This is a genomic window from Phytopseudomonas argentinensis (assembly GCF_900113905.1).
Classification (GTDB): Bacteria; Pseudomonadota; Gammaproteobacteria; order Pseudomonadales; family Pseudomonadaceae; genus Aquipseudomonas; species Aquipseudomonas argentinensis.
The window spans coordinates 69,549-96,435 of record NZ_FORC01000007.1; the positions used below are offsets into that span (position 1 = coordinate 69,549).

The following is a 26,887-nucleotide window of genomic DNA, read 5'->3' on the forward strand; positions in this document are numbered from 1 at the left end:
AGAATGCAAGACAACCGAATTCTGGAGATTGAACACATGGCCACCCACGCCCCCGAAATGCCCATCCAGGTCGACGACGAAACCGGCGTATGGACCACCGACGCCCTGCCGATGCTGTACGTGCCACGGCATTTCTTCGTCAACAACCACCGCGGCATCGAGGAAGTGCTCGGCGCCGACAAGTACGCCGAGATCCTCTACAAGGCCGGCTACAAGTCCGCCTGGCACTGGTGCGAGAAGGAAGCCGAATGCCACGGCCTGCAAGGTGCGGCGGTATTCGAGCACTACATGAAGCGCCTGTCGCAACGTGGCTGGGGGCTGTTCGAGATCCAGAAGCTGGACATCGACGCCGGCTACGCGGAGGTCAAGCTCAAGCACTCGGCCTTTGTGTACGTGTACGGCAAGGTCGGTCGCAAGGTGGACTACATGTTCACCGGCTGGTTCTCCGGAGCCATCGACCAGATCCTGTCGGCCAAGGGCAGCAGCCTGCGCACAGTCACCGTGCAGGAATACGGCGGCTCGGAAGAAGGCCACGACGATGGCCTGTTCGTCACCCGCCCCCTGTAGCGCCCTCCAGATGGAGAAGCGGGCATGCCCGCCAAGCGCTGATCGCTGCAGGTAGACGGACTTAATAAAAACAGCACACGACCGTGAGCACGCAATCGCCGAATCGAGGAGAAGGTCATGGCCTTCGAAGCAATGTTCCAGCCGATCCAGATCGGCAAACTGACCATCCGTAACCGCGTGCTCAGCACCGCGCATGCCGAGGTGTACGCCACCGATGGCGGCATGACCACCGAGCGCTACGTCAAGTACTACGAAGAGAAGGCCAAGGGCGGCATCGGCCTGGCGATCTGCGGCGGCTCGTCGGTGGTGGCCATCGACAGCCCGCAGCAATGGTGGAGCTCGGTGAACCTGTCCACCGACCGCATCATCCCGCACTTCCAGAATCTCGCTGACGCCATGCACAAGCACGGCGCCAAGATCATGATCCAGATTACCCACATGGGCCGCCGCTCGCGCTGGGACGGCTACCACTGGCCGACCCTGATGTCGCCCTCCGGGATCCGCGAGCCGGTGCACCGCGCCACCTGCAAGACCATCGAGGTCGAGGAAATCTGGCGCATCATCGGCAACTACGCCCAGGCCGCACGCCGGGCCAAGGAAGGCGGCCTGGATGGCGTCGAGCTGTCCGCCGTGCACCAGCACCTGATCGACCAGTTCTGGTCGCCGCGGGTGAACAAGCGCACCGATGAATGGGGCGGCACCTTCGAAGGTCGCATGAAGTTCGGCATGGAAGTGCTCAAGGCCGTGCGCGCCGAGGTTGGTGACGACTTCTGCGTGGGCATGCGCATCACCGGTGACGAGTTCCACCCGGACGGCCTGTCCCACGAGGATATGAAGCAGATCGCCGCCTACTACGACGCCACCGGCATGCTCGATTTCATCGGTGTCGTCGGCTCGGGCTGCGACACCCACAACACCCTGGCCAACGTCATTCCGAACATGAGCTTCCCGCCGGAGCCGTTCCTGCACCTGGCCGCCGGCATCAAGGAAGTGGTCAAGGTTCCGGTGCTGCACGCACAGAACATCAAGGACCCCAACCAGGCCACGCGCATTCTCGAAGGCGGTTACGTGGACATGGTCGGCATGACCCGCGCGCACATGGCCGACCCGCACCTGATCGCCAAGATCAAGATGGGCCAGATCGACCAGATCAAGCAGTGCGTCGGCGCCAACTACTGCATCGACCGCCAGTATCAGGGCCTGGACGTGCTGTGCATCCAGAACGCGGCCACCAGCCGCGAGTACATGGGCGTGCCGCACATCATCGAGAAGACCACCGGCGCCAAGCGCAAGGTGGTGATCGTCGGCGGCGGCCCTGCCGGCATGGAAGCGGCCCGCGTGGCCGCCGAACGCGGCCACGAGGTGACTCTGTTCGAGAAGCAGGACAGCCTCGGCGGGCAGATCAGCATCGCCGCCCGCGCCCCGCAGCGCGACCAGATCGCCGGCATCACCCGCTGGTATCAGCTGGAAATCGCCCGCCTGGGGGTCGACCTGCGCCTGGGCACGGCCGCCGACGAGGCGACCATTCTCGACCTGCGCCCGGACATCGTGGTGCTGGCCAATGGCGGCCATGCCTTCCTCGAGCAGAACGAGCACTGGGGCGCGGCCGAAGGCCTGGTGGTCAGCGCCTGGGACATCCTCAGCGGCAAGGTGGAGCCCGGCAAGAACGTGCTGGTGTACGACACCATCTGCGAATTCACCGGCATGTCGGCGGCCGACTACCTGGCCGACAAGGGCTGCCAGGTGGAGATCGTCACCGACGACATCAAGCCCGGCGTGGCCATGGGCGGCACCACCTTCCCGACCTACTACCGCAGCATGTACCCCAAGGAAGTGGTCATGACCGGCGACATGATGCTGGAAAAGGTCTACGCCGAAGGCGACAAGAAGATCGCGGTACTGGAGAACGAATACACCGGCGCCCGCGAAGAGCGGGTGGTCGATCAGGTGGTGATCGAGAACGGCGTACGCCCGGACGAGAGCCTGTACTACGCACTCAAGGACGGCTCGCGCAACAAGGGTCAGATCGACGTCGACGCGCTGTTCGCGATCAAGCCGCAGCCCTGCCTGGCCGAAACCGGCGCTGGCTACCTGCTGTTCCGTATCGGTGACTGCGTGGCCCAGCGCAACGTGCACGCGGCGATCTACGACGCGCTGCGCCTGTGCAAGGACTTCTGATCTAAACGACGCCCTGTGGGAGCGGGCCTGGCCCGCGATCGACTCGCGCCAAGGCTGCGCCCATCGAGGGCTCGGCCCGCTCCTACAAAACCTCGTCCGGTGAGGACAGATCGATGCTGAACACCATTCTCCCCATCCTGCTGTTCGCCGCCCTGGCCCTCGCGGTGCTTGGCGCGGCCAGGCGCTTCTTCATGTGGCGTCGCGGCCGCCCGGCCCAGGTCGACTGGCTCGGCGGGCTGCTGAAGATGCCGCGCCGCTACCTGGTGGACCTGCACCATGTGGTCGAGCGCGACAAGTACATGTCCAGGACCCACGTGGCCACCGCCGGCGGCTTCGCGCTGGCGGCCGTGCTGGCCATCGTCGTGCATGGTTTCGGCCTGCACAACCGCATCCTCGGCTTCGCCCTGCTGGCTGCCACCCTGGTGATGTTCTGCGGTGCCCTGTTCGTCGCCAGGCGTCGCCTGAACCCGCCGGCGCGGCTGTCGAAAGGGCCTTGGATGCGCCTGCCGAAGAGCCTGCTGATGTTCGCCGCCAGCTTCTTTGTCGCCACCCTGCCGGTGGCCGGGGTTCTGCCCGCTGGCTTTTCATGGCAGAGCAGCGGCGGCTGGGTGCTGGCGGCGATCCTCGCCGTCGGCGTGGCCTGGGGCGTGTCCGAGCTGTTCTTCGGCATGACCTGGGGCGGGCCGATGAAGCACGCCTTCGCCGGCGCCCTGCACCTGGCCTGGCACCGCCGCCCCGAGCGCTTCGGCGGCGGTCGCTCCACCGGCCTGAAAGCACTGGATCTCGACAACCCGAAAGCCCCACTGGGCGTGGAAAAACCCACCGACTTCACCTGGAACCAGCTGCTCGGTTTCGACGCCTGCGTGCAGTGCGGCAAATGCGAAGCCATGTGCCCGGCCTTTGCCGCCGGCCAGCCGCTGAACCCCAAGAAGCTGATTCAGGACATGGTCATCGGCCTGGCCGGTGGCAACGACGCCAAGTTCGCCGGCTCGCCCTACCCCGGTAAGCCACTCGGCGAACACGGCGGCGGCCCGCACCAGCCGATCGTCTCGCTGCAGGGCAAGGCGCTGGTGGATGCCGACACCCTGTGGTCGTGCACCACCTGCCGCGCCTGCGTCGAGGAGTGCCCGATGATGATCGAGCACGTCGATGCCATCGTCGACATGCGCCGTCATCTGACCCTGGAAAAGGGCTCGACCCCGAACAAGGGCGCCGAGGTGCTGGAAAACCTCATCGCCACCGACAACCCGGGCGGCTTCGCACCCGGCGGCCGGCTGAACTGGGCGGCCGACCTGAACCTGCCGCTGATGGCCGACAAGGGCAGCGCCGAGGTGCTGTTCTGGGTCGGTGACGGTGCCTTCGACATGCGCAACCAGCGCACTCTGCGCGCCTTCGTGAAGATCCTCAAGGCCTCCGGTGTGGACTTCGCCGTGCTCGGCCTGGAAGAGCGCGACAGCGGTGACGTGGCCCGTCGTCTCGGTGACGAAGCGACCTTCCAGCAACTGGCCAAACGCAATATCGCCACCCTGAACCAGTACCAGTTCAAGACCATCGTGTCCTGCGACCCGCACAGCTTCCACGTGTTGAAGAACGAGTACGGCGCCCTCGGTGGCCACTACCAGGTCTTGCACCACAGCACCTTCATCGAAACCCTGATGCAGCGCGGCGCGCTGAACCTCGGGCAGCACAAGGGCGGCTCCGTCACCTATCACGACCCGTGCTACCTGGGCCGTTACAACGGCGAGTACCAAGCGCCCCGCGCGGTGCTCAAGGCCATCGGCATCGAGGTCAAGGAGATGGCCCGCTCCGGGTTCCGCTCACGCTGCTGCGGCGGTGGTGGCGGCGCGCCGATCACCGACATCCCCGGCAAGCAGCGGATTCCCGACATGCGCATGGAAGACATCAAGGAGACTGGCGCCGAACTGGTCGCCGTCGGCTGCCCACAGTGCACCGTGATGCTCGAAGGCGTGGTCGAACCGCGCCCGCAGATCAAGGACATCGCCGAGCTGGTCGCCGAGGTATTGATCGAAGCCGAAGCACCACAGAAGAAACTCGTCACGCAACCCACTGCAGTGGAGGTCGCATGAATATCGACGTGCGTGACAACCTGGTGATGGTCGATGGGTTATCACCCATCCTACAAAGCGCGACCCGTAGGATGGGTGCCAACCCATCAGAACCGAGCCGCCCGACGGGAGCCCGCCATGAGTGACATCATCCGCCGCGATCCGCGTGCCGAGTGGATCGCCCGTAACCGCCTGCACCCGCTGCATGCGGCCCTGCAGACCCAACAGACGCAGTGGATGGGCCCCAACGGCATCATCCGCAAGAATCCCCATGCGGCAGCGGCCGGTTTCATCGGCCCTGCCGGCATCAAGCGCATCGACCGCAGCGGCGCCCAGCAGGGCGGCAGCGGCAAACGCCAGAGCAGCAACGTGGCGGTGCAACTGCCACTGCACGTCGTCGAACAGCCGGCGCTCATCATCGCCGTGGTACCGGACATGGTTGGCGGCCGCCTGAGCAGCCACGACAAGGATCTGCTGGGCCTCGCCCATCAGCTGGCCGGCAAGGACGGCGCGGTGCTGGCCGTGGTATTCGGGGAACACAAGGAGTCGGCCTTCGACAGCGCCGGAGTGGATCGCCTGCTTCAGCTGGAAGGCGACGAATACGATGGCTACTCGCCCGAGCAACGGGTGCTGGCCCTGCGCGCCGTCGAGAACCAGTTCAATCCGCGCCACTGGCTGCTCCCGGACAGCCGCACCGGCGGTGGCGAGCTGGGCCGCCGGTTGGCCTCCAGCCTGGGCGAACGCCCGGCCACCCGTGTCTGGCAGGTCAAGGACGGGCAGAGCACCGGCCGCGCCGGTGCCGGTCGTGAGGATATCGCGCAACCGGCGCCACGCCTGATCCTCGCCGCCGCCGAGTGCGCCGAGCCGGTCAGCGAAACCCGCCACGAGGCGCGCGTGCTGACGTTGAGCGCGCAGGTGGCACGCAACCTGCCACGTATCGAGGATCTGGGCTCGGTCGCCGTCGACCCGGCACAGATCCCCATGGCCGAGTCCGAATTCATCCTTTCCGGCGGCAATGGCGTGAAGGACTGGGACCTGTTCCACCGCGCAGCCACTACCCTGGGCGCCACCGAAGGCGCCTCGCGGGTGGCCGTGGACGACGGGCATATGCCACGGGCCCGGCAGGTCGGCGCCACCGGTACCTGGGTGACCGCGCGGGTTTACGTGGCGGTGGGCATTTCCGGGGCCATCCAGCACCTGCAGGGTATCGGTGCCTGCGACAAGGTGGTGGCCATCAACCAGGACCCCGGTTGCGACATGATCAAGCGGGCCGACCTGGCGGTGGTCGGTGACGCCGCAGCCATCCTCCAGGCACTGATCGAGCGCGTGGAAGCTCATCGTCAGGGAGCCAAACGTGATGCGGCCTGAAGTCCTTGTCGCGGGCATGGCCCGCTCCCACACCCGCGAACTCGTGGGAGCGGGCCATGCCCGCGAAAAAACAATACAGGGGGTCGCAACATGGCTGATCTGAACGTCGTCACGCTGATTTCCATCGGCTCGCACCCCGCCTCGGGAAGGCCGCGGCGCGCCGAACAGGATGCACGCGCCGTCGAGTTGGGCCTCCAGCTTGCCGGTGAACAGCTCAACGTGCTGCATGCCGGCGATCCCCAGGAAGAGACCCTGCGCGCCTATCTGGGCATGGGCCTGCCTGGCTTGACCGTGCTCGAACAGCCCCGCGAGGCCGATGCGCTGCCGGTTCTCACCGAGCACCTGCAACTGGTCAAGGCGCAGCTGGTACTGACCGGCACCCAGGCGGAAACCGGCGAAGGTTCGGGCATGCTGCCCTACCTGCTGGCCGAACGCCTGGGCTGGCCGCTGATCGTCGGCCTGGCAGAGGTGGAAAGCGTCGAAGGTGGCAGCGCTCAGGTGCTGCAGGCCCTGCCCCGCGGCCAGCGGCGACGGCTCAAGGTCCGCTTGCCGTTCGTCGCCAGCGTCGACAGCGCCGCACCGGCCGCCCGCCAGAGCGCCTTTGGCCCGGCCAGGCGTGGCGCCCTGGAGCGTGAAGCGGTGGAGCTGATCGACGACCCGCTCTACGCCGACGCCCAGTGGCAGCCGGCCCGCCCGCGCCCCAAGCGCCTGAAGGTGATCAAGGCCAAGACCGGCGCCGAGCGCATGAAGGCAGCGACCGCGAAAGCAGCCGGTGGCGGCGGCCAGGTACTCAATGGTGTCTCGCCACAGGAAGGCGCAGAAGCTATCTTCAAGCTACTGCTGGATGAGGGCGTGCTGCGCTGACGGTACGCCGAATTCGAACTTGCCACGAGGACAGCCACGATGATGCATACCGAACTGATCGACCAGGAAGACCTGCGCGAACGCCTGGTTGCCCTCGGCTTCAGCGTTCCCAGCGGCGCCACTGCCGAGCAGGCCTGCGAATACGCGGTTACCGGCCTGTGCCCGGAACGTGCACTGGCCTTGCGGCGCATGGTCGAAGACATCCTCGCCGGCAGCGCCACCGTGCTGCCAGCCGTGCGCGAAGCCATCTCCCGCACCTTGCTTCCTGCCCTCGTGCCACGTCCATGAGCACGCGCCACGCGAGTCATGGGACCCGCGTGGCGCATCGCTCACCAATACTGTGGGCAAGCCTGTGGATAAACTACTGGATAACCTCGTCACCCCGCCGCTCCCGGGCGACCTGCCAGGTTGAGCTGGTTTTGCCCAGGGCCTGATCGGCACCGCTGCCACAGACCACGGCTCGCGGCGTTCTCAGTACACCTCGACAGTTAGCCCTTGAGCATTCTGCTCGCTGTTATTTTGCGCACAAATACTCTGTGCATAACTGTGGATAATCTGTGCAAGCCTGCCCGGACACCGCGGTTTCCGGCAGTTTCGGCCGACTGGTTGTTTTTTGTGCAATGAGCGCCGAGGCTTCTCCCAGCGCCCATCGCTAGGCTCAGATGACCCGGACGCTGGCGAAGGTCGATTCGCCCTGGGCGCGGCTCAATGCCGCCATGGCGGAAGATGATTCGTGGAGCATCTGCTCGTGCACGGGAACCAGTGCCACCACGTTGGAACTGCTGCCGGCGCGCTCGTCGCGCGGTGGAATGCCGAAGTACTCGCGGTAGCACTTGGAAAAATGCGGTGTGGATACGAAGCCGCAGACCGAGGCCACTTCGATGATCGACATCGACGTCTGCTTGAGCAACTGGCGCGCGCGAATCAGCCGCAGCTTCAGGTAGTAGCGCGAAGGCGAGCAGTGCAGATATTTCTGGAACAGCCGTTCCAGCTGCCGGCGTGACACATCCACATAGAGCGCCAGTTGGTCGAGGTCGATCGGCTCTTCCAGGTTCGCTTCCATGAGCGCGACGATTTCCTGCAGCTTCGGCTGGTTGGTGCCGAGCATGTGCTTGAGCGGCACGCGCTGGTGATCCTGCTCGTTGCGAATACGCTCGTAGATGAACATCTCGGAGATCGCCGCCGCCAGTTCGCGGCCGTGTTCGCGACCAATCAGGTGCAGCATCATGTCCATGGGCGCGGTGCCGCCGGACGAGGTATTGCGGTTGCGGTCGATGGAGAACAGCCGTGTGGTGATGGCCGCACGGGGGAAAGCCTCCTGCATGGCGGCGAGAAATTCCCAGTGCACGCTGCAATCGTAACCGTCGAGCAGCCCGGCCTTGGCCAGCGCCCAACTGCCGGTACACACGGCGCCCATTTGCCGGCCCTGGCGCGCCTGGGCCTGCAACCACTGCACGTGGTCGCGGGTGACGCTGCGCTGGATATCCACACCGCCACAGACGATCACCGCACTGAGCGCCGGTGCAGTGGCCGTGCTGGCATCCGGGGTGATCTTCAAGCCGTCGCTGGCGCACACCGGCTGGCCGTCGAGGGTCAGGGTGTGCCAGCGGTACAGCTCCTTGCCGGAGAGCTGGTTGGCCATGCGCAGGGGTTCCACCGCCGAGGCCAGGGAGATCAGGGTGAAGTTGTCCAGCAGGAGAAAACCGATGGACTGGGGAACGCGACTCTGGAGCGGCGCTCCCTGATTGAACTGGGACATCAATGAACCCTCACGCTAACCGGTTGTGAGCCTTCATCACGAGGCTCTGTTTTCTTGTATTTACGGCTCAAGGCCAGTGAAGCAGATGTCCTACATAACGCAAAGGCCATGCCGACCTTGAACGGGCGTTCAATAAACCCACCAGGGCGTCTGAAAGAGCCTGTTGGCGGGGGACTCGCTGACCCTTATCGGCGAACCTGAAGCTGGCGCAATGTGCCATGCCCCAAGGGCTTGAGCATTTTGGTAGCAATCTTGGCGGTAACCTTGTTTCCGCAATTTGCCAATCGGTAACCCAGGGTGGCGTATCGCGAGTGACTGAGCGGTCACGAAGGCGACGATTCGGCCATTGCCCGGTGCACCAAAAGCTGGCGAAGGCATTCCGGGCTGGGCAAAAAACGTTCACTTTCATCGCCTGCCCAGTCGTTACCGGCTGATACGAAACTACCGGGATGGCACGGCCGCACAGTTATGCACAAAGGTTCCCGCGGAGCCTGGCGAAAAGCGCGCGGCTAACGGAGAATTGGCCCCCGCGTCGCGCCGGGGCGTCAGGTCGCAAGCTGTACAAAAGCCTCGAAAATCAATCAATGGGACTTTTTTGCACCCTGACCAACAGCTTTACATACGGTTTTCTGAAATATGCTGTAGCCCCCATGGAACCTAGGCTGCGCCCTATCTCACGGCTGAGAACCGCGCCATACGCGGCCTCCAGCCTTGGCCAAGGGTGGAAGGAATCTGTTATGGTTTTTTTAGGCAGCGGCTTCGTGTCGTCGCCCAACACGTCAGGGTCGCAATTCGATAATTGCCGCGACCGCAAGACTATATCGTTGAGTCAGCCGATTTCGTCGCTGCCGCTCTTGACCAGAGCAGCAGACTGGAGCCCTCCGCTCCAGACCGAAGAACAGATAAGTGCTGGCTACCGCAACAGGGCGCCAGCCCAACAAGAAATTTCGGATGTACGCGCATCTTGGATGAGATGTGAAAACCCAAAGGATTGGGCTTCGTAACACTGCCAGAGGGTTTGGAAAGCAGTTTGCAGCACGGCAATGCACCACTTCATTCGACAGGTTCACCAGCGATGCCTGGGCAATGCGCCCTCGCAGCGGCTGTGGAGCGCGTCCGGGTGCCTGCAGAACGCCATGAGACAGAACGCTGTCCAAACCCAGGAACCGTGTATATACCCACAAGCAAGAACTGTCTGCATCGCATGACGGGCGCCCGGTGGGCGCACGGCAAGTTGCGTGTGGCTGTTCTGATGTCTACTGAAGGGGAACCATCCCATGCAGTCTGGAAAAATCGTCGTCGAAAACCTCTACAAGGTATTCGGCGACAAGCCGCAAGAAGCCATCGACCTGCTCAAGCAGGGCTGGAGCAAGGACAGAATTCTCGCTGAGAAAGGTGCCGTAATCGGCGTAAGCGATGTGTCATTCAGCGTCGAAGAAGGTGAAATCTTCGTCTTGATGGGCCTCTCCGGCTCGGGTAAATCCACCCTGATCCGCCTTATCAACCGGCTGGTCGAACCCACCGCCGGCAATGTCTATATCGACGGCCAGAACGTCGCCAAGCTACCCAAGGATCAACTCATCGATCTGCGCCGGCGCGACATGAGCATGGTCTTCCAGTCCTTCGCCCTGATGCCCTCACGCACCGTTCTGGATAACGCCGCCTTCGGCCTGGAAGTCGCCGGCAAGGGCCGCAAGGAGCGCGAAGAGCGCGCCATGCAGGTACTCAAGCAGGTTGGCCTGGACACCTTCGCCAGCAAATTCCCCCACGAGCTTTCCGGCGGTATGCAGCAACGGGTCGGCCTGGCCCGCGCCCTCGCCGTTGACCCCTCGATGATCATCATGGACGAGGCGTTTTCGGCCCTCGACCCGCTCAAGCGCCGTGAGATGCAGGACGTGCTGCTGGAGCTGCAAAAGACCCATCGCCGCACCATCATCTTCGTGTCCCACGATATCGAGGAAGCCATGCGCATCGGCAACCGTATCGGCATCATGGAAGGCGGCAAGCTGATTCAGGTCGGCACCCCGCAGGAGCTGATCGACAACCCTGCCAATGAATATGTGCGCAACTTCTTCGATACCGTCGATACCAGCCGCTATCTGACCGCGGGCCAACTCAAGTCCAACAGCGTGCCGATCTACGTGCACAACGGCAAGGCGCCGGATGCCCAAACCGTATGCCGTGAACTGCAGGCACAGGACAAGCACTACGCCTTCGTGGTCGACGAACAGAACAATTTCTGCGGCTCCATCAGCCTGGAGAAGATCGCCCTGCTGGTCGAGGGCGGCGGCTCCCCCGCACTGGATGCTGACGTGCTCAAGGCCATCAGCCCGGTGCCCGAAGACCTGCCGCTGGATCAGGTGATCAACCGCCTGGTGGATAACGAGGGTCCGATTCCGGTGGTCGACCAGCATGGCCATTACAGCGGCGCCATCAGCAAGGGCCGCCTCCTGACCCGACTGCAGGGAGAATGACATGAGCGAGAAACTGGATCTGGGCAGCTGGGTGAACGACGCGGTTCAGCACATGCTGGACAACTACAGCGGCGTCTTCGACAGCATGGGCAGCGTGGTCAGCGGCTTCTCCGAAGCGATCGAAAGCGTGCTGATGCTGCCGCCGGCGTGGCTGCTGATCGCCATCTTCGTGGCCCTCGGCCTGTGGCGCATCGGCTTTCGCTTCGCGCTGTTCACCACGGTGGCCTTCGTACTGATCGTGATGACCGGCTTCTGGGAGCAGACGGTGGTGACCCTCGGGCTGACCTTCTCGGCCACCCTGATCAGCCTGCTGATCGGCATCCCGCTGGGTATCTGGGCCGCCAAGAGCGAGCGCGTGTCGACCATCATCCGGCCGATCCTCGACTTCATGCAGACCATGCCGGCGTTCGTCTACCTGATTCCGGCGGCCATGCTGTTCGGACTGGGCCGGGTGCCCGGCATCATCGCCACGGTGATCTTCGCCATGCCGCCGGCCGTGCGCCTGACCAGCCTGGGCATTCGCCAGGTCAACAAGGAAATCGTCGAGGCCGGCCAGTCGTTCGGCTGCAACAGCCGCCAGTTGCTGTTCAAGGTGCAGCTGCCCAACGCCATGCCGTCGATCATGGCAGGCGTCAACCAGACCATCATGATGGCCCTGTCGATGGTGATCATCGCCTCGATGGTCGGTGCCGGCGGCCTGGGTAACGACGTGCTGGCCAGTATCCAGCGTCTGGACATCGGCCTCGGCTTCGAAAGTGGCATGGCCGTGGTGCTGCTGGCGATCATCCTCGACCGCATCACCGAGAGTTTCGGTACTCCGCAGACCGCCGCGAACCGGGTGGGTTGGCTGAGCTGGCTGAGCGCGCGACTGCAGCGCCAGTAAAAGGCCATACTCAGCGTCCTTTCAATCACACAAGGATTCGCGGATGAACATATTCCACAAAGCAGCGGGTGTCGGCCTGCTGTCCTGCGCCCTGGCCCAGGGCGCCTGGGCCCAGGAGCCGGCGAGCTGCAAGCAGGTACGTTTCGCGGAAATCGGTTGGGCCGATATCGCCGCCACCACCGGGGTGGCCATGACCCTGACCGAAGGCCTGGGCTACACGCCGCGCAAGACCATGGCCTCGGTGCCGATCGCCTTCACCGGCGTGAAGAACAAGCAGATCGACGTGTTCCTCGGCTACTGGGCGCCGTCGATGGACTCGGTGATCGAACCGTTCACCAAGGACAACAGCGTCAAGGTGCTGCCCAAGGCCAACCTGGAAGGCGCCAAGTACACCCTGGCGGTGCCGACCTACGCCGCCGAAGCGGGCCTGAAAAGCTTCCAGGACATCGCCAAGTTCAAGGACCAGTTGGGCGGCAAGATCTACGGCATCGAGCCGGGCAACGACGGCAACCTGCTGATCGATGGCATGATCAAGGGCAACAAGTTCGACCTGGGCGACTTCAAGATGGTCGAGTCCAGCGAAGCCGGCATGCTCGTTCAGGTGCAACGCGCAATCCGCAAGAAGGAGCCGGTGGTGTTCCTCGGCTGGGCGCCGCACCCGATGAATACCCAGTACGACATGACCTACCTGTCCGGCGGCGATGAGGTGTTCGGCCCGGATTATGGCGCTGCCAAGGTCTACACCGTGGTGCCGACCGACTACGAAGCGCGTTGCGCCAACGTCGGCAAGCTGCTGAACAACCTGCAGTTCAACGTCGAGATGGAAAGCCAGCTGATGGAGAAGGTGCTCGACAAGCAGGATCCGGCCGATGTCGCCAAGGCGTGGATCAAGGCTAACCCGCAGGTTCTCGACGCCTGGCTGCAGGGCGTTACCACCTTCGACGGCCAGGACGGTGCGGCCGCCGTGAAAAAATTCGTCGGGCTCTGAGCCCGCACTCACCGCGACCCGCCTGCGCCTGGGCGGGTCAGGTACAACAGGCGATGCTGCAAGCATCGCCTGTCAGCCGGGGGCTCGAACCCCCAGCGCCGGTGCCAACAGGGCGATGCCCTGCTCTGCACAGCTGGTGCCGCAAGGCCCGCGATCAGAACGAGCCAGTAAACCACCTGAACTGCCACTCACTGACGGAGCAAGACCTATGCACAATTTCAAACGCCTCTGCCTGCAGAGCCTCGGTGCCGCTGCCCTGGCCCTGGGCATGTCCGGTGCCATGGCGGCCGACAAGCCGGCCCTCAAGATCGGTTACGTGAATGGCTGGGACGACAGCGTCGCGGTCACCCATGTCGCCGGTGAAATCCTCAAGACCAAGCTCGGTTACGACGTGACCCTGCAGCCGGTAGAACCGGCGATCATGTGGCAGGGCATCGCACGCGGCGACCTCGACGCCACCCTGTCCGCCTGGCTGCCAGCCACCCACGGCGAATACTTCGAGAAGCTCAAGGACAAGGTCACCGTCCTGGGCACCAACTACGACGGCGCCAAGATCGGCCTGATCGTGCCTGAATACGTGGAAGCCAAGACCATCGCCGACCTGGAAAAATACGCCAAGGACTTCGATGGCAAGATCACCGGGATCGACGCCGGTGCCGGCGTGATGCGCCGCACCGAAGAGGCGATCAAGGAATACGACCTCAAGAGCATCAAGCTGATGCCAAGCTCGGGCCCGGCCATGACCACCGCCCTGACCCGCGCAGAACGATCCCAGAAACCGATCGTGGTGACGGGCTGGATCCCGCACTGGATGTTCGCGCAATGGAAGCTGCGCTTCCTGGAAGACCCGAAGAACGTCTTTGGTGAAGCCGAGCATGTCGACACCGTGGCCAATCCGGGCCTCGAGGCCAAGGCGCCGGAGGCAGTTGCCTTCCTCAAGAAGATCTCCTGGAGCGCCGAAGAAGTGGGCGCGGTGATGCTGTCCATCCGCGACGGCGTGAAGCCGGACGAAGCGGCCAAGCAGTGGATCGCCAAGAACCCGGATCGCGTGGCCGAGTGGCTGAAGTAAGCTGACCACGCGCTAACGCAGCACCCCGAAAATGCCAGTCAGGCGCCCTGACTGGCATTTTTCATGGGCGCGGGAAAAGCCATTGCCGGGCACGCCAGCTCGCAAGCGGACATCCGCGAGTACCTGATCTGAGGGTTTCACTTCCCTACCGTCATATATTTTTGTATATAGCGGTATCGCCAGTGGCCGCCGTTCGTGGCCCTTCGCTCAGGAGCCCCCATGCACCACCGCCTCGCTCGTCCGCTTCTCACCCTTTGCGCCAGCTTCGCCATGGCGGGCAGCGCCTTCGCAGATCAGATTCAGGTCGCAGTGGCGGCCAACTTCACCGCGCCGATGCAGGCCATCGCCAGCGCCTTCGAGCAGGACACCGGGCACAGCGTGCAGGCGTCCTACGGCGCCACCGGGCAGTTCTACGCGCAGATCAGCCATGGTGCCCCCTTCGAGGTGTTCCTTTCCGCTGACGACAGCACGCCCGCCAAGCTCGAGCAGGAAGGCCAGAGCGTAAAGGGCTCGCGCTTCACATACGCCATCGGCACCCTGGTGCTGTGGTCGCCGAAACAAGGCTTCGTCGATGACCAGGGTGCGGTGCTGCACAACGGTGAGTTCAAGCACCTGTCCATTGCCAACCCGAAAGCCGCACCCTATGGCCTGGCCGCCACCCAGACACTCGACAAGCTGGGTCTGAGCGACAGGCTCAAGGGCAAGATCGTCGAGGGCCAGAACATCACCCAGGCGCTGCAGTTCGTTTCTACCGGCAACGCCGAGCTGGGCTTCGTGGCCCTGTCCCAGGTCTACAAGGATGGGCAGATCAGCAGCGGTTCGGCCTGGGTGGTGCCCGAGACGATGTACCAGCCGATCCGCCAGGATGCGCTGATTCTCAAGAAGGGCGAAGCCAATCCCGCGGCCAAGGCGCTGGTCGAGTACCTGAAAGGGCCCAAGGCCGCGGAAATCATCAAGGCCTACGGCTACAAGCTTTGAATGGCCTGTTAACGAACTTGCGCGCGGATGAGGCTAGGGGGTAGGCGGCAGCTAGCCGTTACAAGGCAAAAGCAGACTGTGGGTGGAGCTTTTGTGGGAGAGGCTTTAGCCTCGATTGTGCCCGGCTAGGCGTAAAGAGCTCGGGGCTAAAGCCCCTCCCACGTGATCGCGAACGGCCGCTTTCGCCCCTTTGCAGCTATCGATTTGAAATGCCGGCACTCAAGTCGGAAGATCAGGAGCCGGCTGCGACGCTTCTCCCCTCCACCACAGCTGAAAGGCCACTGAATGCCCCTGGGCTCCAATGACTTCGCCGCCATTCTCCTTACCCTGGAGCTGGCCACCTTGACCACCGTGCTGTTGCTGCTGCTCGGCACGCCCATCGCCCTGTGGCTGGCGCGCACCGACTCCTGGCTGAAGCGGCCGATTGGCGCCATCGTCGCCCTGCCGCTGGTGCTGCCGCCGACGGTGATCGGCTTCTACCTGCTGATCAGCATGGGGCCCAATGGCTTCTTCGGCCAACTGACCCAGGCCCTCGGCCTGGGTACCCTGACCTTCACCTTCACAGGCCTGTTGATAGGCTCGGTGTTCTATTCCCTGCCGTTCGTGGTGCAGCCGCTGCAGAACACCTTCGAAGCCATGGGCCGTGAGCCACTGGAAGCCGCCGCCACCTTGCGCGCCGGGCCCTGGGATACCTTCTTCAGCGTAGTGTTGCCGCTGGCCAGACCAGGCTTTCTCACTGCGGCGATCCTCGGTTTCGCCCATACCGTCGGCGAGTTCGGCGTGGTGCTGATGATCGGCGGCAATATCCCGGGCAAGACCCAGGTGGCCTCGGTGCAGATCTACAACCACGTGGAAACCATGGAGTACACCCAGGCCCACTGGCTGGCCGGCGGCATGGTGGCGTTCTCCTTCCTGGTGCTGCTGGCGCTCTACTCCAGCAACCGGCGCGGCCAGAAGGCGTGGATATGAGCGAACAGCAGATCCACGCCCGCTTCACCCTCACGCATCCCGGCTTCACCTTGGACGTCGACCTGCAGGTGCCCGGCCGCGGGGTCAGCGCACTGTTTGGCCACTCCGGCTCCGGCAAGACCACGGTGCTGCGTTGCGTCGCTGGCCTGGAGCGAGCCGCCAGCGGCTATCTGCAGGTCAACGGCGACACCTGGCAGGACAGCGCCAATGGCATTTGGCTGCCGGCCCACCAGCGACCGGTCGGTTACGTGTTCCAGGATGCCAACCTGTTTCCCCACCTTTCGGTGCGGCGCAACCTCGAGTTCGGCTTCAAGCGCATCGCCAGGGCCGAGCGTCGCGTACCCTTCGAGCAAGCGGTCGAGCTGCTCGGCATCGAGCATCTGCTCGAGCGCCTGCCGGACCGGCTGTCCGGCGGTGAGCGCCAGCGCGTCGGCATGGCCCGCGCCCTGCTCACCAGCCCACGCCTGTTGCTGATGGACGAGCCCCTGGCGGCGCTGGACCTCAAGCGCAAGGGCGAAGTACTGCCGTATCTGGAACGCCTGCATGACGAACTCGACATTCCGATTCTCTACGTCAGCCATGCGCCGGACGAGGTGGCGCGCCTGGCCGATCACCTGGTGGTGCTCGACGAAGGCCGGGTGACAGCCAGCGGGCCGCTCAAGGAAACCCTGATTCGCAGCGACCTGCCGCTGCTTTTCGAGGACGACGCCGAAGCGGTGATCGACGGCGATGTCGCAGCTCATGACCCGCACTACGACCTGCTGAGCATCGGCCTGGCCGGCAGCACGGCCAGCCTGCGATTGGCACACGCGCCAATGCCGGCGGGGCGTTCGGTGCGCATCAAGATCAAGGCTCGGGACGTCAGCCTGAGCCTCGAACAGGCCCGCGACAGCAGTGTGCTCAACCTGCTGCCGGTGACGGTCGAGCGCTGGTTCGAGCTGCCCAATCCAGCGCACCGCCTGGTGGAACTGCAACTGGGCGATCAGCGCATCATCGCGCGCATCACCCGCTACTCCTTCGACCAGCTCGGCATTCAGGTCGGGCAGCCGTTGTGGGCGCAGGTCAAGTCGGTGTCGCTGCTGGCGTCGTGAAGCGCGTTGCACCGATGGTGGGTTACGGCGCGGCAAAACCAGAGCCATGCCCGCCAACGCCTCAAGCGCCTCCACCCACCCTACGCTCTAGCGTCCTAGCCACAATCCATGTCCGGCGCCCATGGCATAACACACACCCCGCTCCGTAGGGTGGGTGAAGCGGCGCCAAACCAAGAATTGACGATAACCACGATCCCAGCGCGCCGCGTAACCCACCGGGCATCACCCTGCAAGCCGCTGCTCGGCCCGTCGCAGCAACTCGCACAACGCTGCCAGTTGATCCAAGTCGCCAACCTCGAGCAGTTGCGTAACTGCCTGCTCGATACGTTTCAACCGCGGCGCGGCCGGCAGGTTGAGGTGGTGTGCCTCGATCTCGTCGCCGTCGCAGACCAGCAGTGCAAAGTGCACCACATTCTCCAGCTCGCGGGTATTGCCGGGCCAGTCATGCCGTTCGAGCAGCGACTGGGCCGCCAGGCTGATGCCCGGCAGCGGCAAGCGCAGGCGCTGGGCGTAGATACCGAGAAAGTATTCGGCCAATGGCAGCACATCACCGATCCGCTCGCGTAAGGGTGGCAACTGCAGGCGGCCATCGCTCAGGTACTGAGCCAGACGCTCGTCGAATTTGCCGGCCTTCACTACCTGCCAGAGATCCACGCTGGAGGCCGCCACCAGGCGCACATCCACGGGAATCGGCTGGGTAGCGCCAACGCGCCAGGCTTCCCCGGTCTCCAGCACGCTGAGCAGTTGCGCCTGTAGGGCCAGCGGCAGGTCGGCGATCTCGTCGAGGTACAAGGTGCCGCCATTGGCCGAGCCGAGCCAACCAGCGCGGCTGCTCGGTGCGCCCTGGTGTGCGCCAGCGGCGTAACCGAACAGCTCGGCTTCGCCGTGATTAGGGCTCAGGCCGCTGCAATTGAGCGCTACGAACAGACCTGGGCGTTCACTGGAGCGGTGAATATGCCGGGCCAGTAACTCCTTGCCGGTACCGGTTTCGCCCTGGATCAGAATCGGCACTGGCAGGCTGGCGAGGCGCTCGACCTCCTGGCGCAGCTGCCGGGTACGCGGGTCGATGAACACCAGTGCCTTGGCACGAATGCTCAGCGGGCTTTTGTCCGCCTCAGGAAAGATCAGCAGTGACGGATCTCCCACCGGTGGCAAGCTCATAGATTCACTCTCCCATGGCACTCGGGCGGCGCGCGCCGGATCAAACGGCAGCGGCTTCAGGCGCGCAGGCGCAGCTGTTGCTCGATGCGGCTCTGCAGGCGAAACAGGTAGGCAAAGCCCTGGTCCCAGCGCTGGTGCCCGGATTTCACGTTGATATGTCCGGCACCGCTGAGAATGGCGACCTCGCTGCCCCAGTCGCGGGCCAGCTCGATGGCACGTGCCGCGCTGGCAGCCGAGTCGTTGTCGGAGCCCACCAGCTGGCTGGGAAATGACAGAAGCTGGCGGGGCATGGGCGCGAAATTGCGCAACGCCTCTGGGCAGTTGGGGCGCTGTACATCGGCAGGCGCGACCAGCAACGCACCGCGTACCCGGCTTAGCGCGGCAGGTGAGGCCTGGGCCGACCAATGAGCGACGGTGACGCAGCCCAGGCTATGGGCAATCAGGATGGCCGGACGCGGGTCGGCAGCGATCTGCTGCTCCAGCGCTGCAACCCACTCCTCACGGCGCGGCGCCAGCCAGTCGCGCTGCTCGACCCGCGTGCTGTTGGGCAGGCTGCGTTGCCAATGGCTCTGCCAATGGTCATCGCCCGAGCCCTGCCAACCCGGCACGATCAGGTAGCGAACCGTTTCACTGCGCATCATGACGCCCTCCATATCTGCATGAGCTGCAGTGTAGGAGCGCTTCATATGATCCAAAAAGAATAAGAAATTATTTACTTATTCCTGGAGTGAGTTTTCGAATGACATTAAGCGTAGCCACCTCATATATCTAAAATGCATATAAATGTTCTTAAACAGTATTTTTAAGAATATTTCAGGCTGCTTAGTATCCGCTCCACGCCCCGCCACCGACAGCCGTCGCACCACGATTCGAGGGCAAGGAGCCACAACCATGACCGCCACGCTTCGCAATCTGGAAGGCCAGGATGACGCCACCATCCTGCGCGAAATCCAAAGTGCCTTGAACGGCCTGAAGTTCGGCTCGGTGGAAATCACCGTGCATAACGGCCAGGTAGTACAGATCGAGCGCAAGGAAAAATTCCGCCTCCAGCAGCCCGGTAGCAAGAACGCCTGAGCGCCTTTCGCCAACCCGACCACGGGCAGCCAGCCATGAATCGCTACCAGTACTGCCGATGTAACCCGCGAATGCCGGCCTAGAGAGCAGACATCGCCCCGCCAGACACGCCCAGCACCGACTTTCAGTATTCAGGAGCTTCACCATGTCCATTCGCCGTTTCGCACTCGCTGCAATCGCCAGCGCCCTGGTTGCCGGCCCGGTCGCGGCCCAGACGCTGCTCAACGTGTCCTACGACCCGACCCGCGAGCTGTACGTGGAATTCAACAAGGCCTTCAACAAGCACTGGCAGGAACAGGGCAACGAGCCGCTGACCATCCAGCAGTCCCATGGTGGTTCGGGCAAGCAAGCCCGTGCGGTGATCGATGGCCTGCAGGCCGACGTGGTGACTCTGGCGCTGTCCGGCGACATCGACGCGATCAACCTCAACCAGCCGCTGATCGACAAGGACTGGCAGAAGCGCCTGGCCGACAACAGCACGCCATACACCTCGACCATCGTGTTCCTGGTGCGCAAGGGCAACCCGAAAGGCATCAAGGATTGGGATGACCTGGTCAAGGATGGCGTGGAAATCATCACCCCGAACCCGAAAACCTCCGGCGGTGCGCGCTGGAACTTCCTCGCCGCCTGGGCCTACGCCAAGAAGAAATACGGCAGCGACGAGAAGGCCCTGGAATACGTGACCGAGCTGTACCGTCACGCGCCGGTGCTCGACACCGGTGCCCGTGGCGCGACCATCAGCTTCGTGCAGCGTGGCCTGGGCGACGTGTTGCTGGCCTGGGAAAACGAAGCCTACCTGTCGCTGGCCGAAGAAGGCGGCGACCAGTTGGAAATCGTCACCCCGTCGCTGTCGATCCTCGCCGAACCGCCGGTGGCCGTGGTCGACAGGAACGTCGACCGCAAGGGCACCCGCAAGGCCGCCGAAGCCTACCTGCAGTACCTGTACAGCGAGGAAGGCCAGCGCATCGCTGCGAAGAACTTCTACCGCCCGCGTGATGCCAAGGTGGCGGCCGAATTCAAGGACCAGTTCAAGGAACTGGAGCTGGTCACCATCGACAAGGACTTCGGCGGTTGGGCCAAGGCTCAGCCGAAGTACTTCGATGACGGCGGCGTGTTCGACAAGATTTTCCAGAAGATCAACCAGTAACAGGCAGTTGAAAAACTAGCTGCGTTGCCATCGCAGCGTTAAAAACAGACTCAAAATGCTCATGTACCACTCGTACACTCCGCTTTTTCGCCTGTTTTTGCCTTGCACTGGCTGCCTCGCCTACGTTTTTCAACGGCCTGTACGTTCAGCTGATCGATCTGGCCCGCCATTGCGCAACTCGATGGCGGGCTTTGTTGTGGACCTGATCACAAGGACTCCCCATGTCTCGTCGGACTTCCTCGGTCATACCCGGCTTCGGGCTGACTCTGGGCTTCACCCTCACCTACCTGGCGTTGATCGTGCTGATCCCGCTGGGGGCGATGTTGCTGTTCTCCCTGCAGCTCTCCGCTGACCAGTGGTGGGCGCTGCTCAGCAACCGTCAGCTGCAGTTTTCCCTGAAGCTTTCCTTTGGCACCGCGCTGGCGGCTGCCCTGCTCAACGGCATTCTCGGCACCATCATCGCCTGGGTGCTGGTGCGCTACACCTTTCCGGGACGGCGCATCATCGATGCCATGGTCGACATGCCGTTCGCCCTGCCCACCGCCGTGGCCGGCATCGCGCTGACCGCGCTGTACGCGCCCAACGGCCTGATCGGCTCGCTGTTCCCGTTCAAGATCGCCTACACACCGCTGGGCATCACCCTGGCGCTGGTGTTCGTGACCCTGCCTTTCGTGGTGCGCACCCTGCAGCCGGTGCTCGCCGACATTCCCAAGGAAGTCGAAGAAGCCGCTGCCTGCCTGGGCGCCAAGCCGCTTCAGGTTTTTCGCCATGTACTGCTACCCAGCTTGCTGCCGGCCTGGCTGACCGGCTTCGCCCTGGCCTTCGCCCGTGGCGTCGGCGAGTACGGCTCGGTGGTATTCATCGCCGGCAACATTCCGTTGAAGACCGAGATCCTGCCGCTGTTGATCGTCTCCAAGCTGGACCAGTACGACTACCCGGCGGCCACTGCCATTGGCGTGATCATGCTGATCGTGTCGTTCGTCCTGCTGCTGCTGATCAACATCCTGCAGCGCCGCATCCAGCCACAACTCTGAGGAGCCCGTCATGAGCCTTGCAACCCTTGGCAAGAACGCGGCCCGCCCGGCGAGCCGCTCCCCTGGTGCCATCGCCCTGATCGTCGTGGCCTGGGCGGTATTCGCGGTGATCCTGCTGCTGCCGCTGTACATCGTACTGACCCAGGGCCTGAGCCGCGGCCTGGCATTCTTCTGGGAGGCGATCCGCGAGCCGGACGCCATTTCCGCGCTCAAGCTTACCCTGCTGGCCACGGCCATCTCGGTGCCGCTCAACCTGGTGTTCGGTGTGGCCGCCGCCTGGGCGGTGACCAAGTTCGAGTTCCGCGGCAAGAGCATCCTGGTCACCCTGATCGACATGCCGTTCTCGGTGTCGCCGGTGGTCGCCGGCCTGATCTACGTGCTGCTATTCGGTGCCCAGAGCAAGCTGGCGCCGTACCTGCAGGACCACAACCTGCAGATCATCTACGCGGTGCCGGGTATCGTGCTGGCGACCATCTTCGTGACCTTTCCCTTCGTGGCCCGCGAGCTGATTCCATTGATGGAAGAACAGGGCACCACCGAAGAGGAGGCCGCGCGCCTGCTCGGTGCCAACGGCTGGCAGATGTTCTGGCATGTCACGCTGCCTAACGTAAAATGGGCGCTGGTCTACGGTGTGGTGCTGTGTACCGCGCGGGCGATGGGCGAGTTTGGAGCGGTGTCTGTGGTTTCCGGGCATATCCGCGGTTACACCAACACGCTGCCGCTGCATATCGAGATTCTCTACAACGAATACAACATCGTCGCCGCGTTCAGCGTGGCCATCCTGTTGCTGGTCATGGCCCTGGTGGTGTTGCTGCTTCGCCAGTGGAGCGAAGCGCGCCTGAGCCGACAGCTCAAGGGCCAGGACGACTAAACCCTTTTCACCGGCGCCGCGCCCTCTCGCGAACCGACCAGACAGAAACAGGTAGACACCATGAGTATCGAAGTCAGCGGCATCAACAAGCACTTTGGCCAGTTCAAGGCGCTCAACGACATCAACCTGAACATCCAGAGCGGCGAGCTGGTCGCCCTGCTCGGCCCGTCCGGCTGCGGCAAGACCACCCTGCTGCGCATCATCGCCGGCCTGGAAACCCCGGACAGCGGCAACATCGTGTTCCACGGCGAAGACGTTTCCGAGCACGACGTGCGCGATCGCAAGGTCGGCTTCGTGTTTCAGCACTACGCCCTGTTCCGCCACATGACGGTGTTCGACAACGTCGCCTTCGGCCTGCGCATGAAGCCCAAGGGCGAGCGCCCCAACGAGAACGTGATCAAGAAGAAGGTTCACGACCTGCTCGACCTGGTGCAGCTCGACTGGCTGGCCGACCGCTACCCGGAGCAGCTCTCCGGTGGCCAGCGCCAGCGCATCGCCCTGGCCCGCGCCCTGGCGGTCGAGCCCAAGGTGCTGTTGCTCGACGAACCCTTCGGGGCGCTGGATGCCAAGGTGCGCAAGGAACTGCGCCGCTGGCTGGCGCGCCTGCACGAGGAAGTGCACCTGACCAGCGTGTTCGTCACCCACGACCAGGAAGAAGCCATGGAAGTGGCCGATCGCATCGTGGTGATGAACAAGGGCGTGGTCGAGCAGATCGGCTCGCCGGCCGAGGTGTACGAGAAGCCGGCCAGCGACTTCGTCTACCACTTCCTCGGTGACGCCAACCGCCTGTATGTCGGCGACGATCACCACGTGCTGTTCCGCCCCCACGAAGTGAGCCTGTCCACCGCGGCGCTGGAGGGCCATCAGGCCGGCGAAGTACGCGATATCCGCCTGCTTGGCGCCATCACCCGCATCACCCTGAAGGTCGACGGTCAGGACGAGCTGATCGAAGCCGAAGTGGCCAAGGATCATCTCAGCCTCGACAACCTCGCCCGCGGCACCACCCTGTACTTCAAGCCCAAGGGCGGCAAGCCGGTCGTCAACCCGGCGAGCTGATCGTCTCGTCCCAGGGCGCTGACATCAGCTCCCTGGGATTGCCTCGATTGCCTTCCTGCCGGCCGGCGACACGTGCAACGCGCGTGAATCCTTGCTGCGCCGCACCCAGCCCGATTGTTCGCATAACTGCAACAACGCCGCCCCCAGCGCACCGCCCAGATGCGGTTTGCGTTCGCTCCAGTCCGGGCAGGCACACACCAGCTGCCGCCTGTGCTGCCCCAGGCCCGCCATATCGATGCCCAACGCGGCCAGCCCCGCATGGCCCGTATCGCTGATCAAGACAGTCGTGCCCTCGTGCTGCAGCCAGCCGGCCGCGGTCATCCGCGCAAATACACCTACCGCCAGCTCGCCAGCCAGGTGGTCATAGCAGGTACGCGCCTCGCGCAGTGCCTGCGGTGTGCCGCGTGACAGCGGCAGCTTGCGCAGCGCTCGCGGCTGCGTGGCCAGCGCGGCGCTGGCCAGTGCCTCCACCAGCTGCCCCACTTCCGGGCCGGCCAGGCGGTAGAAGCGATTACGGCCATGGCGCTGCTGCACCAGCAACCCGCCCTCGACCAGCTTGCTCAGGTGCGCGCTGGTCGACGAAGCCGACAGGCCGGCGAGCAATGCCAGCTCGCCAGCCGACCGCGCGCTCCCATCCATCAGCGCCCATATCATGGCTGCCCGGCCCGGGTCGGCGAACAGTGCGGCGATGGAGCTGAAGCCTGGCGTGTATTGCATAATTCACCTCATGACGAAACATGGCGTGTGATTGCTGGCGATACTGGCAGCTGGAAGCACACTGCGCTACACAAGGAACCGCCCATGCTGGCCATGATTCTTCAAATCGAGTTGCTGCCGAGCCGGCAAGCGGCTTACCTGCCACTCGCTGCCAGGTTCAAGGCGCGTCTCGAGCAGCAATCAGGTTCTACCTGCGCCGAACGCTGGCAGGTAGACGAACACCGCCAGGTTCAGGCGGCGGGCCGCCAGCAGATACTCGCCAACTATCGCCGGCGCGCTGCCCAAGGGCTGCGCGACGATGGCATGCACGAACCGCCAGCCAACAGCCGCTGTGCCCATGTACAAGGACTGTCACGATGACCGAACACCTGCCCCTGATCCTCGCCACCTTCCTGCTCGCCGGCATGGTCAAGGGCGTGGTCGGCCTTGGCCTGCCGACCATCGCGGTCGGCCTGCTGGGCCTGGTGATGCTGCCGATGCAGGCGGCGGCGCTGCTGATCATCCCCTCGATGGTCACCAATATCTGGCAGCTCTGCGATGGCCGCAGCCCGCTGCCGATGCTGCGCCGGCTGTGGCCGCTGTTGCTGGGCATCGTGGTCGGCACCCTGACGATCAGCCTGTACCTGCAGGGTGCGCAGCTGCCCAACGCCACGCGCTGGCTGGGCCTGGCCCTGATTGTCTATGCGCTGCTGGGGCTGGCCTCGGTGCGCTTCACGGTAAGGGCGACCCGGGAAAGCTGGCTGGGCCCGATCATCGGCGCCGTCACCGGGGCGATCACCGCGGTGACCGGGGTGTTCGTGATTCCCGCGGTGCCCTACCTGCAGGCCATCGGCCTGGAAAAGGACGACCTGGTGCAGGCCCTGGGGATTTCCTTCAGCGTCTCCACCCTGGCGCTGGCCCTGAGCCTTGGCCACAGCGGCGAGCTGTTGCAGCCCGCGGTGCTCGGCGTATCCGCCCTGGCACTCTTGCCAGCCCTGCTGGGCATGGCCGCCGGCCAATGGCTGCGCCGCCGGATCAGCCCGGAACGCTTCAAGCGCTGGTTCTTTATCGGCCTGTTGCTGCTCGGCGCCGACCTGGCATTGCGTGGTGGGTTCTAGGGGCAGGAATGTGGCGATGCCAGCAGTTCGCGATTTCCTGGGAGGGGCTTTAGCCGCGAGTTCTTTACCCTAGCCAAGCAAAATCGAGGCTAAAGACTCTCCCACAAAAGCTCTGCTCACTGTCCGCCCCCTCAAATTACCTTGCGCTGGCGAATGCAGGTCGGCCCGGCGCGCTGCACCACTTCGTCCTCGACCTCCCGGCGCAGACCGAGCAGAAAGGCCGCTTCGGCAGCCACGAATAGCGGCCCGATGATCAGCCCCGTGAGGTCATCGACGAACGCCGGCTTGCGGCCTTCGTAGAAATGGCCGATGAACTGGATGATCCAACCGACCACGAACAGCCCCAGTCCCGTGCTCAGCCACAGGGCCGTGCTGCCCATCGCCAGCCCGGCGCTGAACCACAGGCACAGCCCCAGCAAGCCCCCCATCAGCAGGCCGAAGCGAACATCCAGACGCAAATAGAACAGCGTGCTCAGCAAGGCCGCCAATGCCGCGGGAGACAGCCACAGGCCAGCAAGCGGGATGCCCGGGCGCGACAGCAGCACGGTGACCGCCAGCACGATCATCGGGATGCCGATGAAGTGGCTGATGATATTGCGCCGGTCACGGTGATAGGCGGCGTACTGGGCAAGGTGATCCACCAGGGTTTTCATTGTTGTTGTCCTCTCGGGTGCATGTCGCCGCATAATGGCGCGGCCACTTCACCAGCACTGTCAGCTAGCCGACAAACTGGACTACCCATGACCGATCTGCATGCCACCTTGCTGCAAGGCCAATGGTTCGCCGCGTTGCCGCCAGCCCTGCAACAGTCGCTGCTGGCGCAGGGCCGGTTGCTGCATCTGGAAGCTGGGCAACGCCTGTTCAGCCGCGGCGATCTGCCCAGCGGGCTGTACGCCGTGCTCAGCGGCGCCATGCGCATCGGCAGTGTGGATGCCGAAGGCAAGGAGGCGTTGCTGGTGCTGGTCGAGGCGCCCCACTGGTTTGGCGAGATCGCCCTGTTCGATGGCCAGCCGCGCACCCACGACGCCCTCGCCGAGGGCGCCAGCAGCCTGCTGCACGTCCCCCAGGCCGGCCTGCTGAACCTGCTCGATGCACAGCCCGCCTACTGGCGCGACCTTGCCCTGCTGATGGCCCACAAGGTGCGCCTGGCCTTTATCGCACTGGAGGAGATCAGCCTGCTGCCTGCGGCGCAGCGCCTGGCCAGACGCCTGCTGCTGATCGCCGAAGACTATGGCGAAACCCAGGGCCTGCGGCGCATCATCCACCTGTCCCAGGAGCAGTTGGCGGCGATGCTGGCGATCTCCCGGCAGACCGCCAACGGCGTACTCAAGGATCTGCAGACGCGGGGAATCGTCAGGCTCACCTACGGCGAGATCGAGATTCTCGACCTCGCGGCGCTGCGCACGGCGGCCCGCTAAAACATGAAGCTTTTGTGACGAGCGAACCAATGGCCAGGCGCCATGTCCCTATTGATTC

At 64.0% G+C, this 26,887-nt stretch carries 26 protein-coding genes; 21 read left to right on the forward strand and 5 right to left on the reverse strand.

The features are described from left to right. Window positions 1-36: 36 nt before the first annotated feature. The 6 genes from BM154_RS22625 (at window position 37) to BM154_RS22650 (ending at window position 7,331) form a co-directional block, all read left to right on the forward strand. A complete protein-coding gene (locus BM154_RS22625; protein ID WP_074889884.1) occupies window positions 37-567 on the forward strand; it encodes a DUF5943 domain-containing protein in 531 nt (176 codons plus the stop codon). Between the two features lie 117 nt (window positions 568-684). Continuing rightward, entirely contained in the window at window positions 685-2,745 is a 2,061-nt protein-coding gene (gene dgcA, locus BM154_RS22630) for a dimethylglycine demethylation protein DgcA (RefSeq protein WP_074889887.1), read from the forward strand. A 113-nt stretch (window positions 2,746-2,858) separates the two neighbouring features. Next, window positions 2,859-4,832 carry a dimethylglycine demethylation protein DgcB gene (gene dgcB, locus BM154_RS22635; RefSeq protein WP_074889890.1) on the forward strand — a complete coding sequence of 658 codons (1,974 nt, stop codon included), beginning with the start codon at window positions 2,859-2,861 and terminating at the stop codon, window positions 4,830-4,832. 117 nt (window positions 4,833-4,949) lie between these two features. Continuing rightward, on the forward strand, window positions 4,950-6,179 hold the full coding sequence (etfA, locus tag BM154_RS22640) for an electron transfer flavoprotein subunit alpha (RefSeq protein WP_074889893.1): 1,230 nt from the start codon (window positions 4,950-4,952) through the stop codon (window positions 6,177-6,179). A 90-nt stretch (window positions 6,180-6,269) separates the two neighbouring features. Further along, window positions 6,270-7,043, forward strand: coding sequence for an electron transfer flavoprotein subunit beta (gene etfB, locus BM154_RS22645; protein WP_074889896.1), 774 nt, complete (start codon window positions 6,270-6,272; stop codon window positions 7,041-7,043). Window positions 7,044-7,082: 39 nt separating this feature from the next. Beyond that, window positions 7,083-7,331, forward strand: a complete 249-nt coding sequence (locus tag BM154_RS22650; protein ID WP_074889900.1) for a hypothetical protein — start codon at window positions 7,083-7,085, stop codon at window positions 7,329-7,331. Window positions 7,332-7,701: 370 nt separating this feature from the next. On the opposite strand, the gene gbdR is transcribed toward BM154_RS22650, so the two are convergent. Next, on the reverse strand, window positions 7,702-8,802 hold the full coding sequence (gene gbdR, locus BM154_RS22655; protein WP_074889903.1) for a choline metabolism transcriptional regulator GbdR: 1,101 nt from the start codon (window positions 8,800-8,802) through the stop codon (window positions 7,702-7,704). Between the two features lie 1,277 nt (window positions 8,803-10,079). On the opposite strand from gbdR, the gene BM154_RS22660 reads away from it, so the two are divergent. The 7 genes from BM154_RS22660 to modC all read left to right on the forward strand — a co-directional run bounded on the left by BM154_RS22660 (window position 10,080) and on the right by modC (window position 17,254). Next, window positions 10,080-11,276 (forward strand): quaternary amine ABC transporter ATP-binding protein, encoded by a 1,197-nt coding sequence (locus BM154_RS22660; protein ID WP_074889907.1) that lies wholly within the window; start codon window positions 10,080-10,082, stop codon window positions 11,274-11,276. Between the two features lies 1 nt (window position 11,277). After that, on the forward strand, window positions 11,278-12,159 hold the full coding sequence (locus tag BM154_RS22665; protein WP_074889910.1) for an ABC transporter permease: 882 nt from the start codon (window positions 11,278-11,280) through the stop codon (window positions 12,157-12,159). Window positions 12,160-12,202: 43 nt separating this feature from the next. Then, complete coding sequence (locus BM154_RS22670; RefSeq protein WP_074889912.1) at window positions 12,203-13,147, forward strand: choline ABC transporter substrate-binding protein; 945 nt, start codon at window positions 12,203-12,205, stop codon at window positions 13,145-13,147. Between the two features lie 208 nt (window positions 13,148-13,355). Continuing rightward, window positions 13,356-14,216 carry a glycine betaine ABC transporter substrate-binding protein gene (locus BM154_RS22675; protein WP_074889915.1) on the forward strand — a complete coding sequence of 287 codons (861 nt, stop codon included), beginning with the start codon at window positions 13,356-13,358 and terminating at the stop codon, window positions 14,214-14,216. Between the two features lie 219 nt (window positions 14,217-14,435). Next, complete coding sequence (modA, locus tag BM154_RS22680) at window positions 14,436-15,194, forward strand: molybdate ABC transporter substrate-binding protein (protein ID WP_074889918.1); 759 nt, start codon at window positions 14,436-14,438, stop codon at window positions 15,192-15,194. A gap of 285 nt (window positions 15,195-15,479) precedes the next feature. Next, window positions 15,480-16,163, forward strand: a complete 684-nt coding sequence (gene modB, locus BM154_RS22685; RefSeq protein WP_074889920.1) for a molybdate ABC transporter permease subunit — start codon at window positions 15,480-15,482, stop codon at window positions 16,161-16,163. Then, complete coding sequence (modC, locus tag BM154_RS22690) at window positions 16,160-17,254, forward strand: molybdenum ABC transporter ATP-binding protein (protein ID WP_074889923.1); 1,095 nt, start codon at window positions 16,160-16,162, stop codon at window positions 17,252-17,254. The genes modB and modC overlap by 4 nt, the downstream gene beginning before the upstream one ends. Window positions 17,255-17,476: 222 nt before the next feature. On the opposite strand, the gene BM154_RS22695 is transcribed toward modC, so the two are convergent. Next, window positions 17,477-18,415: a sigma 54-interacting transcriptional regulator gene (locus BM154_RS22695; RefSeq protein WP_074889927.1), complete on the reverse strand. Its 939-nt coding sequence runs from the start codon at window positions 18,413-18,415 to the stop codon at window positions 17,477-17,479. A 56-nt stretch (window positions 18,416-18,471) separates the two neighbouring features. After that, window positions 18,472-19,053, reverse strand: coding sequence for an alpha/beta hydrolase (locus tag BM154_RS22700; protein WP_074890012.1), 582 nt, complete (start codon window positions 19,051-19,053; stop codon window positions 18,472-18,474). A 253-nt stretch (window positions 19,054-19,306) separates the two neighbouring features. Between BM154_RS22700 and oscA the strand changes: the two genes are divergently transcribed. From oscA to BM154_RS22725, 5 genes are all read left to right on the forward strand, one after another. Then, on the forward strand, window positions 19,307-19,489 hold the full coding sequence (gene oscA, locus BM154_RS22705) for a sulfur starvation response protein OscA (protein WP_013793331.1): 183 nt from the start codon (window positions 19,307-19,309) through the stop codon (window positions 19,487-19,489). A gap of 145 nt (window positions 19,490-19,634) precedes the next feature. Next, window positions 19,635-20,636 (forward strand): sulfate ABC transporter substrate-binding protein, encoded by a 1,002-nt coding sequence (locus BM154_RS22710; RefSeq protein ID WP_074889930.1) that lies wholly within the window; start codon window positions 19,635-19,637, stop codon window positions 20,634-20,636. A gap of 221 nt (window positions 20,637-20,857) precedes the next feature. After that, window positions 20,858-21,670, forward strand: coding sequence for a sulfate ABC transporter permease subunit CysT (gene cysT / locus BM154_RS22715; protein ID WP_074889933.1), 813 nt, complete (start codon window positions 20,858-20,860; stop codon window positions 21,668-21,670). A 10-nt stretch (window positions 21,671-21,680) separates the two neighbouring features. Beyond that, window positions 21,681-22,541 (forward strand): sulfate ABC transporter permease subunit CysW, encoded by an 861-nt coding sequence (cysW, locus tag BM154_RS22720; protein WP_074889935.1) that lies wholly within the window; start codon window positions 21,681-21,683, stop codon window positions 22,539-22,541. Between the two features lie 60 nt (window positions 22,542-22,601). Continuing rightward, window positions 22,602-23,597 carry a sulfate/molybdate ABC transporter ATP-binding protein gene (locus tag BM154_RS22725; protein WP_074889938.1) on the forward strand — a complete coding sequence of 332 codons (996 nt, stop codon included), beginning with the start codon at window positions 22,602-22,604 and terminating at the stop codon, window positions 23,595-23,597. 24 nt (window positions 23,598-23,621) lie between these two features. Here BM154_RS22725 and BM154_RS22730 read toward each other — a convergent pair whose 3' ends face one another. Further along, window positions 23,622-24,314 carry an ArsR/SmtB family transcription factor gene (locus BM154_RS22730; protein WP_074889940.1) on the reverse strand — a complete coding sequence of 231 codons (693 nt, stop codon included), beginning with the start codon at window positions 24,312-24,314 and terminating at the stop codon, window positions 23,622-23,624. 84 nt (window positions 24,315-24,398) lie between these two features. Between BM154_RS22730 and BM154_RS22735 the strand changes: the two genes are divergently transcribed. Together BM154_RS22735 and BM154_RS22740 are read left to right on the forward strand one after the other, a co-directional pair. Beyond that, on the forward strand, window positions 24,399-24,674 hold the full coding sequence (locus tag BM154_RS22735) for a hypothetical protein (protein WP_074889943.1): 276 nt from the start codon (window positions 24,399-24,401) through the stop codon (window positions 24,672-24,674). Next, complete coding sequence (locus BM154_RS22740) at window positions 24,671-25,411, forward strand: sulfite exporter TauE/SafE family protein (protein ID WP_074889945.1); 741 nt, start codon at window positions 24,671-24,673, stop codon at window positions 25,409-25,411. The genes BM154_RS22735 and BM154_RS22740 overlap by 4 nt, the downstream gene beginning before the upstream one ends. 131 nt (window positions 25,412-25,542) lie before the next feature. Here BM154_RS22740 and BM154_RS22745 read toward each other — a convergent pair whose 3' ends face one another. After that, the gene (locus BM154_RS22745) at window positions 25,543-26,064 is read right to left on the reverse strand and encodes an Mpo1 family 2-hydroxy fatty acid dioxygenase (protein ID WP_074889948.1); all 522 of its coding nucleotides are present in this window, start codon (window positions 26,062-26,064) and stop codon (window positions 25,543-25,545) included. Window positions 26,065-26,151: 87 nt separating this feature from the next. Between BM154_RS22745 and BM154_RS22750 the strand changes: the two genes are divergently transcribed. Next, on the forward strand, window positions 26,152-26,829 hold the full coding sequence (locus BM154_RS22750; RefSeq protein ID WP_074889951.1) for a Crp/Fnr family transcriptional regulator: 678 nt from the start codon (window positions 26,152-26,154) through the stop codon (window positions 26,827-26,829). Window positions 26,830-26,887: the final 58 nt, after the last annotated feature.

Bases quoted from the DNA above. Each gene is read 5' to 3' on its own strand.
- BM154_RS22675 (WP_074889915.1), top strand. From the start codon at position 13,356: ATGCACAATTTCAAACGCCTCTGCCTGCAGAGCCTCGGTGCCGCTGCC.
- BM154_RS22735 (WP_074889943.1), top strand. From the start codon at position 24,399: ATGCTGGCCATGATTCTTCAAATCGAGTTGCTGCCGAGCCGGCAAGCG.
- cysT (WP_074889933.1), top strand. From the start codon at position 20,858: ATGTCTCGTCGGACTTCCTCGGTCATACCCGGCTTCGGGCTGACTCTG.
- BM154_RS22670 (WP_074889912.1), top strand. From the start codon at position 12,203: ATGAACATATTCCACAAAGCAGCGGGTGTCGGCCTGCTGTCCTGCGCC.
- BM154_RS22625 (WP_074889884.1), top strand. From the start codon at position 37: ATGGCCACCCACGCCCCCGAAATGCCCATCCAGGTCGACGACGAAACC.
- oscA (WP_013793331.1), top strand. From the start codon at position 19,307: ATGACCGCCACGCTTCGCAATCTGGAAGGCCAGGATGACGCCACCATC.
- dgcA (WP_074889887.1), top strand. From the start codon at position 685: ATGGCCTTCGAAGCAATGTTCCAGCCGATCCAGATCGGCAAACTGACC.
- BM154_RS22660 (WP_074889907.1), top strand. From the start codon at position 10,080: ATGCAGTCTGGAAAAATCGTCGTCGAAAACCTCTACAAGGTATTCGGC.
- BM154_RS22650 (WP_074889900.1), top strand. From the start codon at position 7,083: ATGATGCATACCGAACTGATCGACCAGGAAGACCTGCGCGAACGCCTG.
- etfA (WP_074889893.1), top strand. From the start codon at position 4,950: ATGAGTGACATCATCCGCCGCGATCCGCGTGCCGAGTGGATCGCCCGT.
- gbdR (WP_074889903.1), bottom strand. From the start codon at position 8,802: ATGTCCCAGTTCAATCAGGGAGCGCCGCTCCAGAGTCGCGTTCCCCAG.
- BM154_RS22750 (WP_074889951.1), top strand. From the start codon at position 26,152: ATGACCGATCTGCATGCCACCTTGCTGCAAGGCCAATGGTTCGCCGCG.
- BM154_RS22745 (WP_074889948.1), bottom strand. From the start codon at position 26,064: ATGAAAACCCTGGTGGATCACCTTGCCCAGTACGCCGCCTATCACCGT.
- modB (WP_074889920.1), top strand. From the start codon at position 15,480: ATGCCCCTGGGCTCCAATGACTTCGCCGCCATTCTCCTTACCCTGGAG.
- BM154_RS22700 (WP_074890012.1), bottom strand. From the start codon at position 19,053: ATGCGCAGTGAAACGGTTCGCTACCTGATCGTGCCGGGTTGGCAGGGC.
- cysW (WP_074889935.1), top strand. From the start codon at position 21,681: ATGAGCCTTGCAACCCTTGGCAAGAACGCGGCCCGCCCGGCGAGCCGC.
- BM154_RS22725 (WP_074889938.1), top strand. From the start codon at position 22,602: ATGAGTATCGAAGTCAGCGGCATCAACAAGCACTTTGGCCAGTTCAAG.
- BM154_RS22740 (WP_074889945.1), top strand. From the start codon at position 24,671: ATGACCGAACACCTGCCCCTGATCCTCGCCACCTTCCTGCTCGCCGGC.
- etfB (WP_074889896.1), top strand. From the start codon at position 6,270: ATGGCTGATCTGAACGTCGTCACGCTGATTTCCATCGGCTCGCACCCC.
- dgcB (WP_074889890.1), top strand. From the start codon at position 2,859: ATGCTGAACACCATTCTCCCCATCCTGCTGTTCGCCGCCCTGGCCCTC.
- modA (WP_074889918.1), top strand. From the start codon at position 14,436: ATGCACCACCGCCTCGCTCGTCCGCTTCTCACCCTTTGCGCCAGCTTC.
- modC (WP_074889923.1), top strand. From the start codon at position 16,160: ATGAGCGAACAGCAGATCCACGCCCGCTTCACCCTCACGCATCCCGGC.
- BM154_RS22665 (WP_074889910.1), top strand. From the start codon at position 11,278: ATGAGCGAGAAACTGGATCTGGGCAGCTGGGTGAACGACGCGGTTCAG.
- BM154_RS22710 (WP_074889930.1), top strand. From the start codon at position 19,635: ATGTCCATTCGCCGTTTCGCACTCGCTGCAATCGCCAGCGCCCTGGTT.
- BM154_RS22730 (WP_074889940.1), bottom strand. From the start codon at position 24,314: ATGCAATACACGCCAGGCTTCAGCTCCATCGCCGCACTGTTCGCCGAC.
- BM154_RS22695 (WP_074889927.1), bottom strand. From the start codon at position 18,415: ATGAGCTTGCCACCGGTGGGAGATCCGTCACTGCTGATCTTTCCTGAG.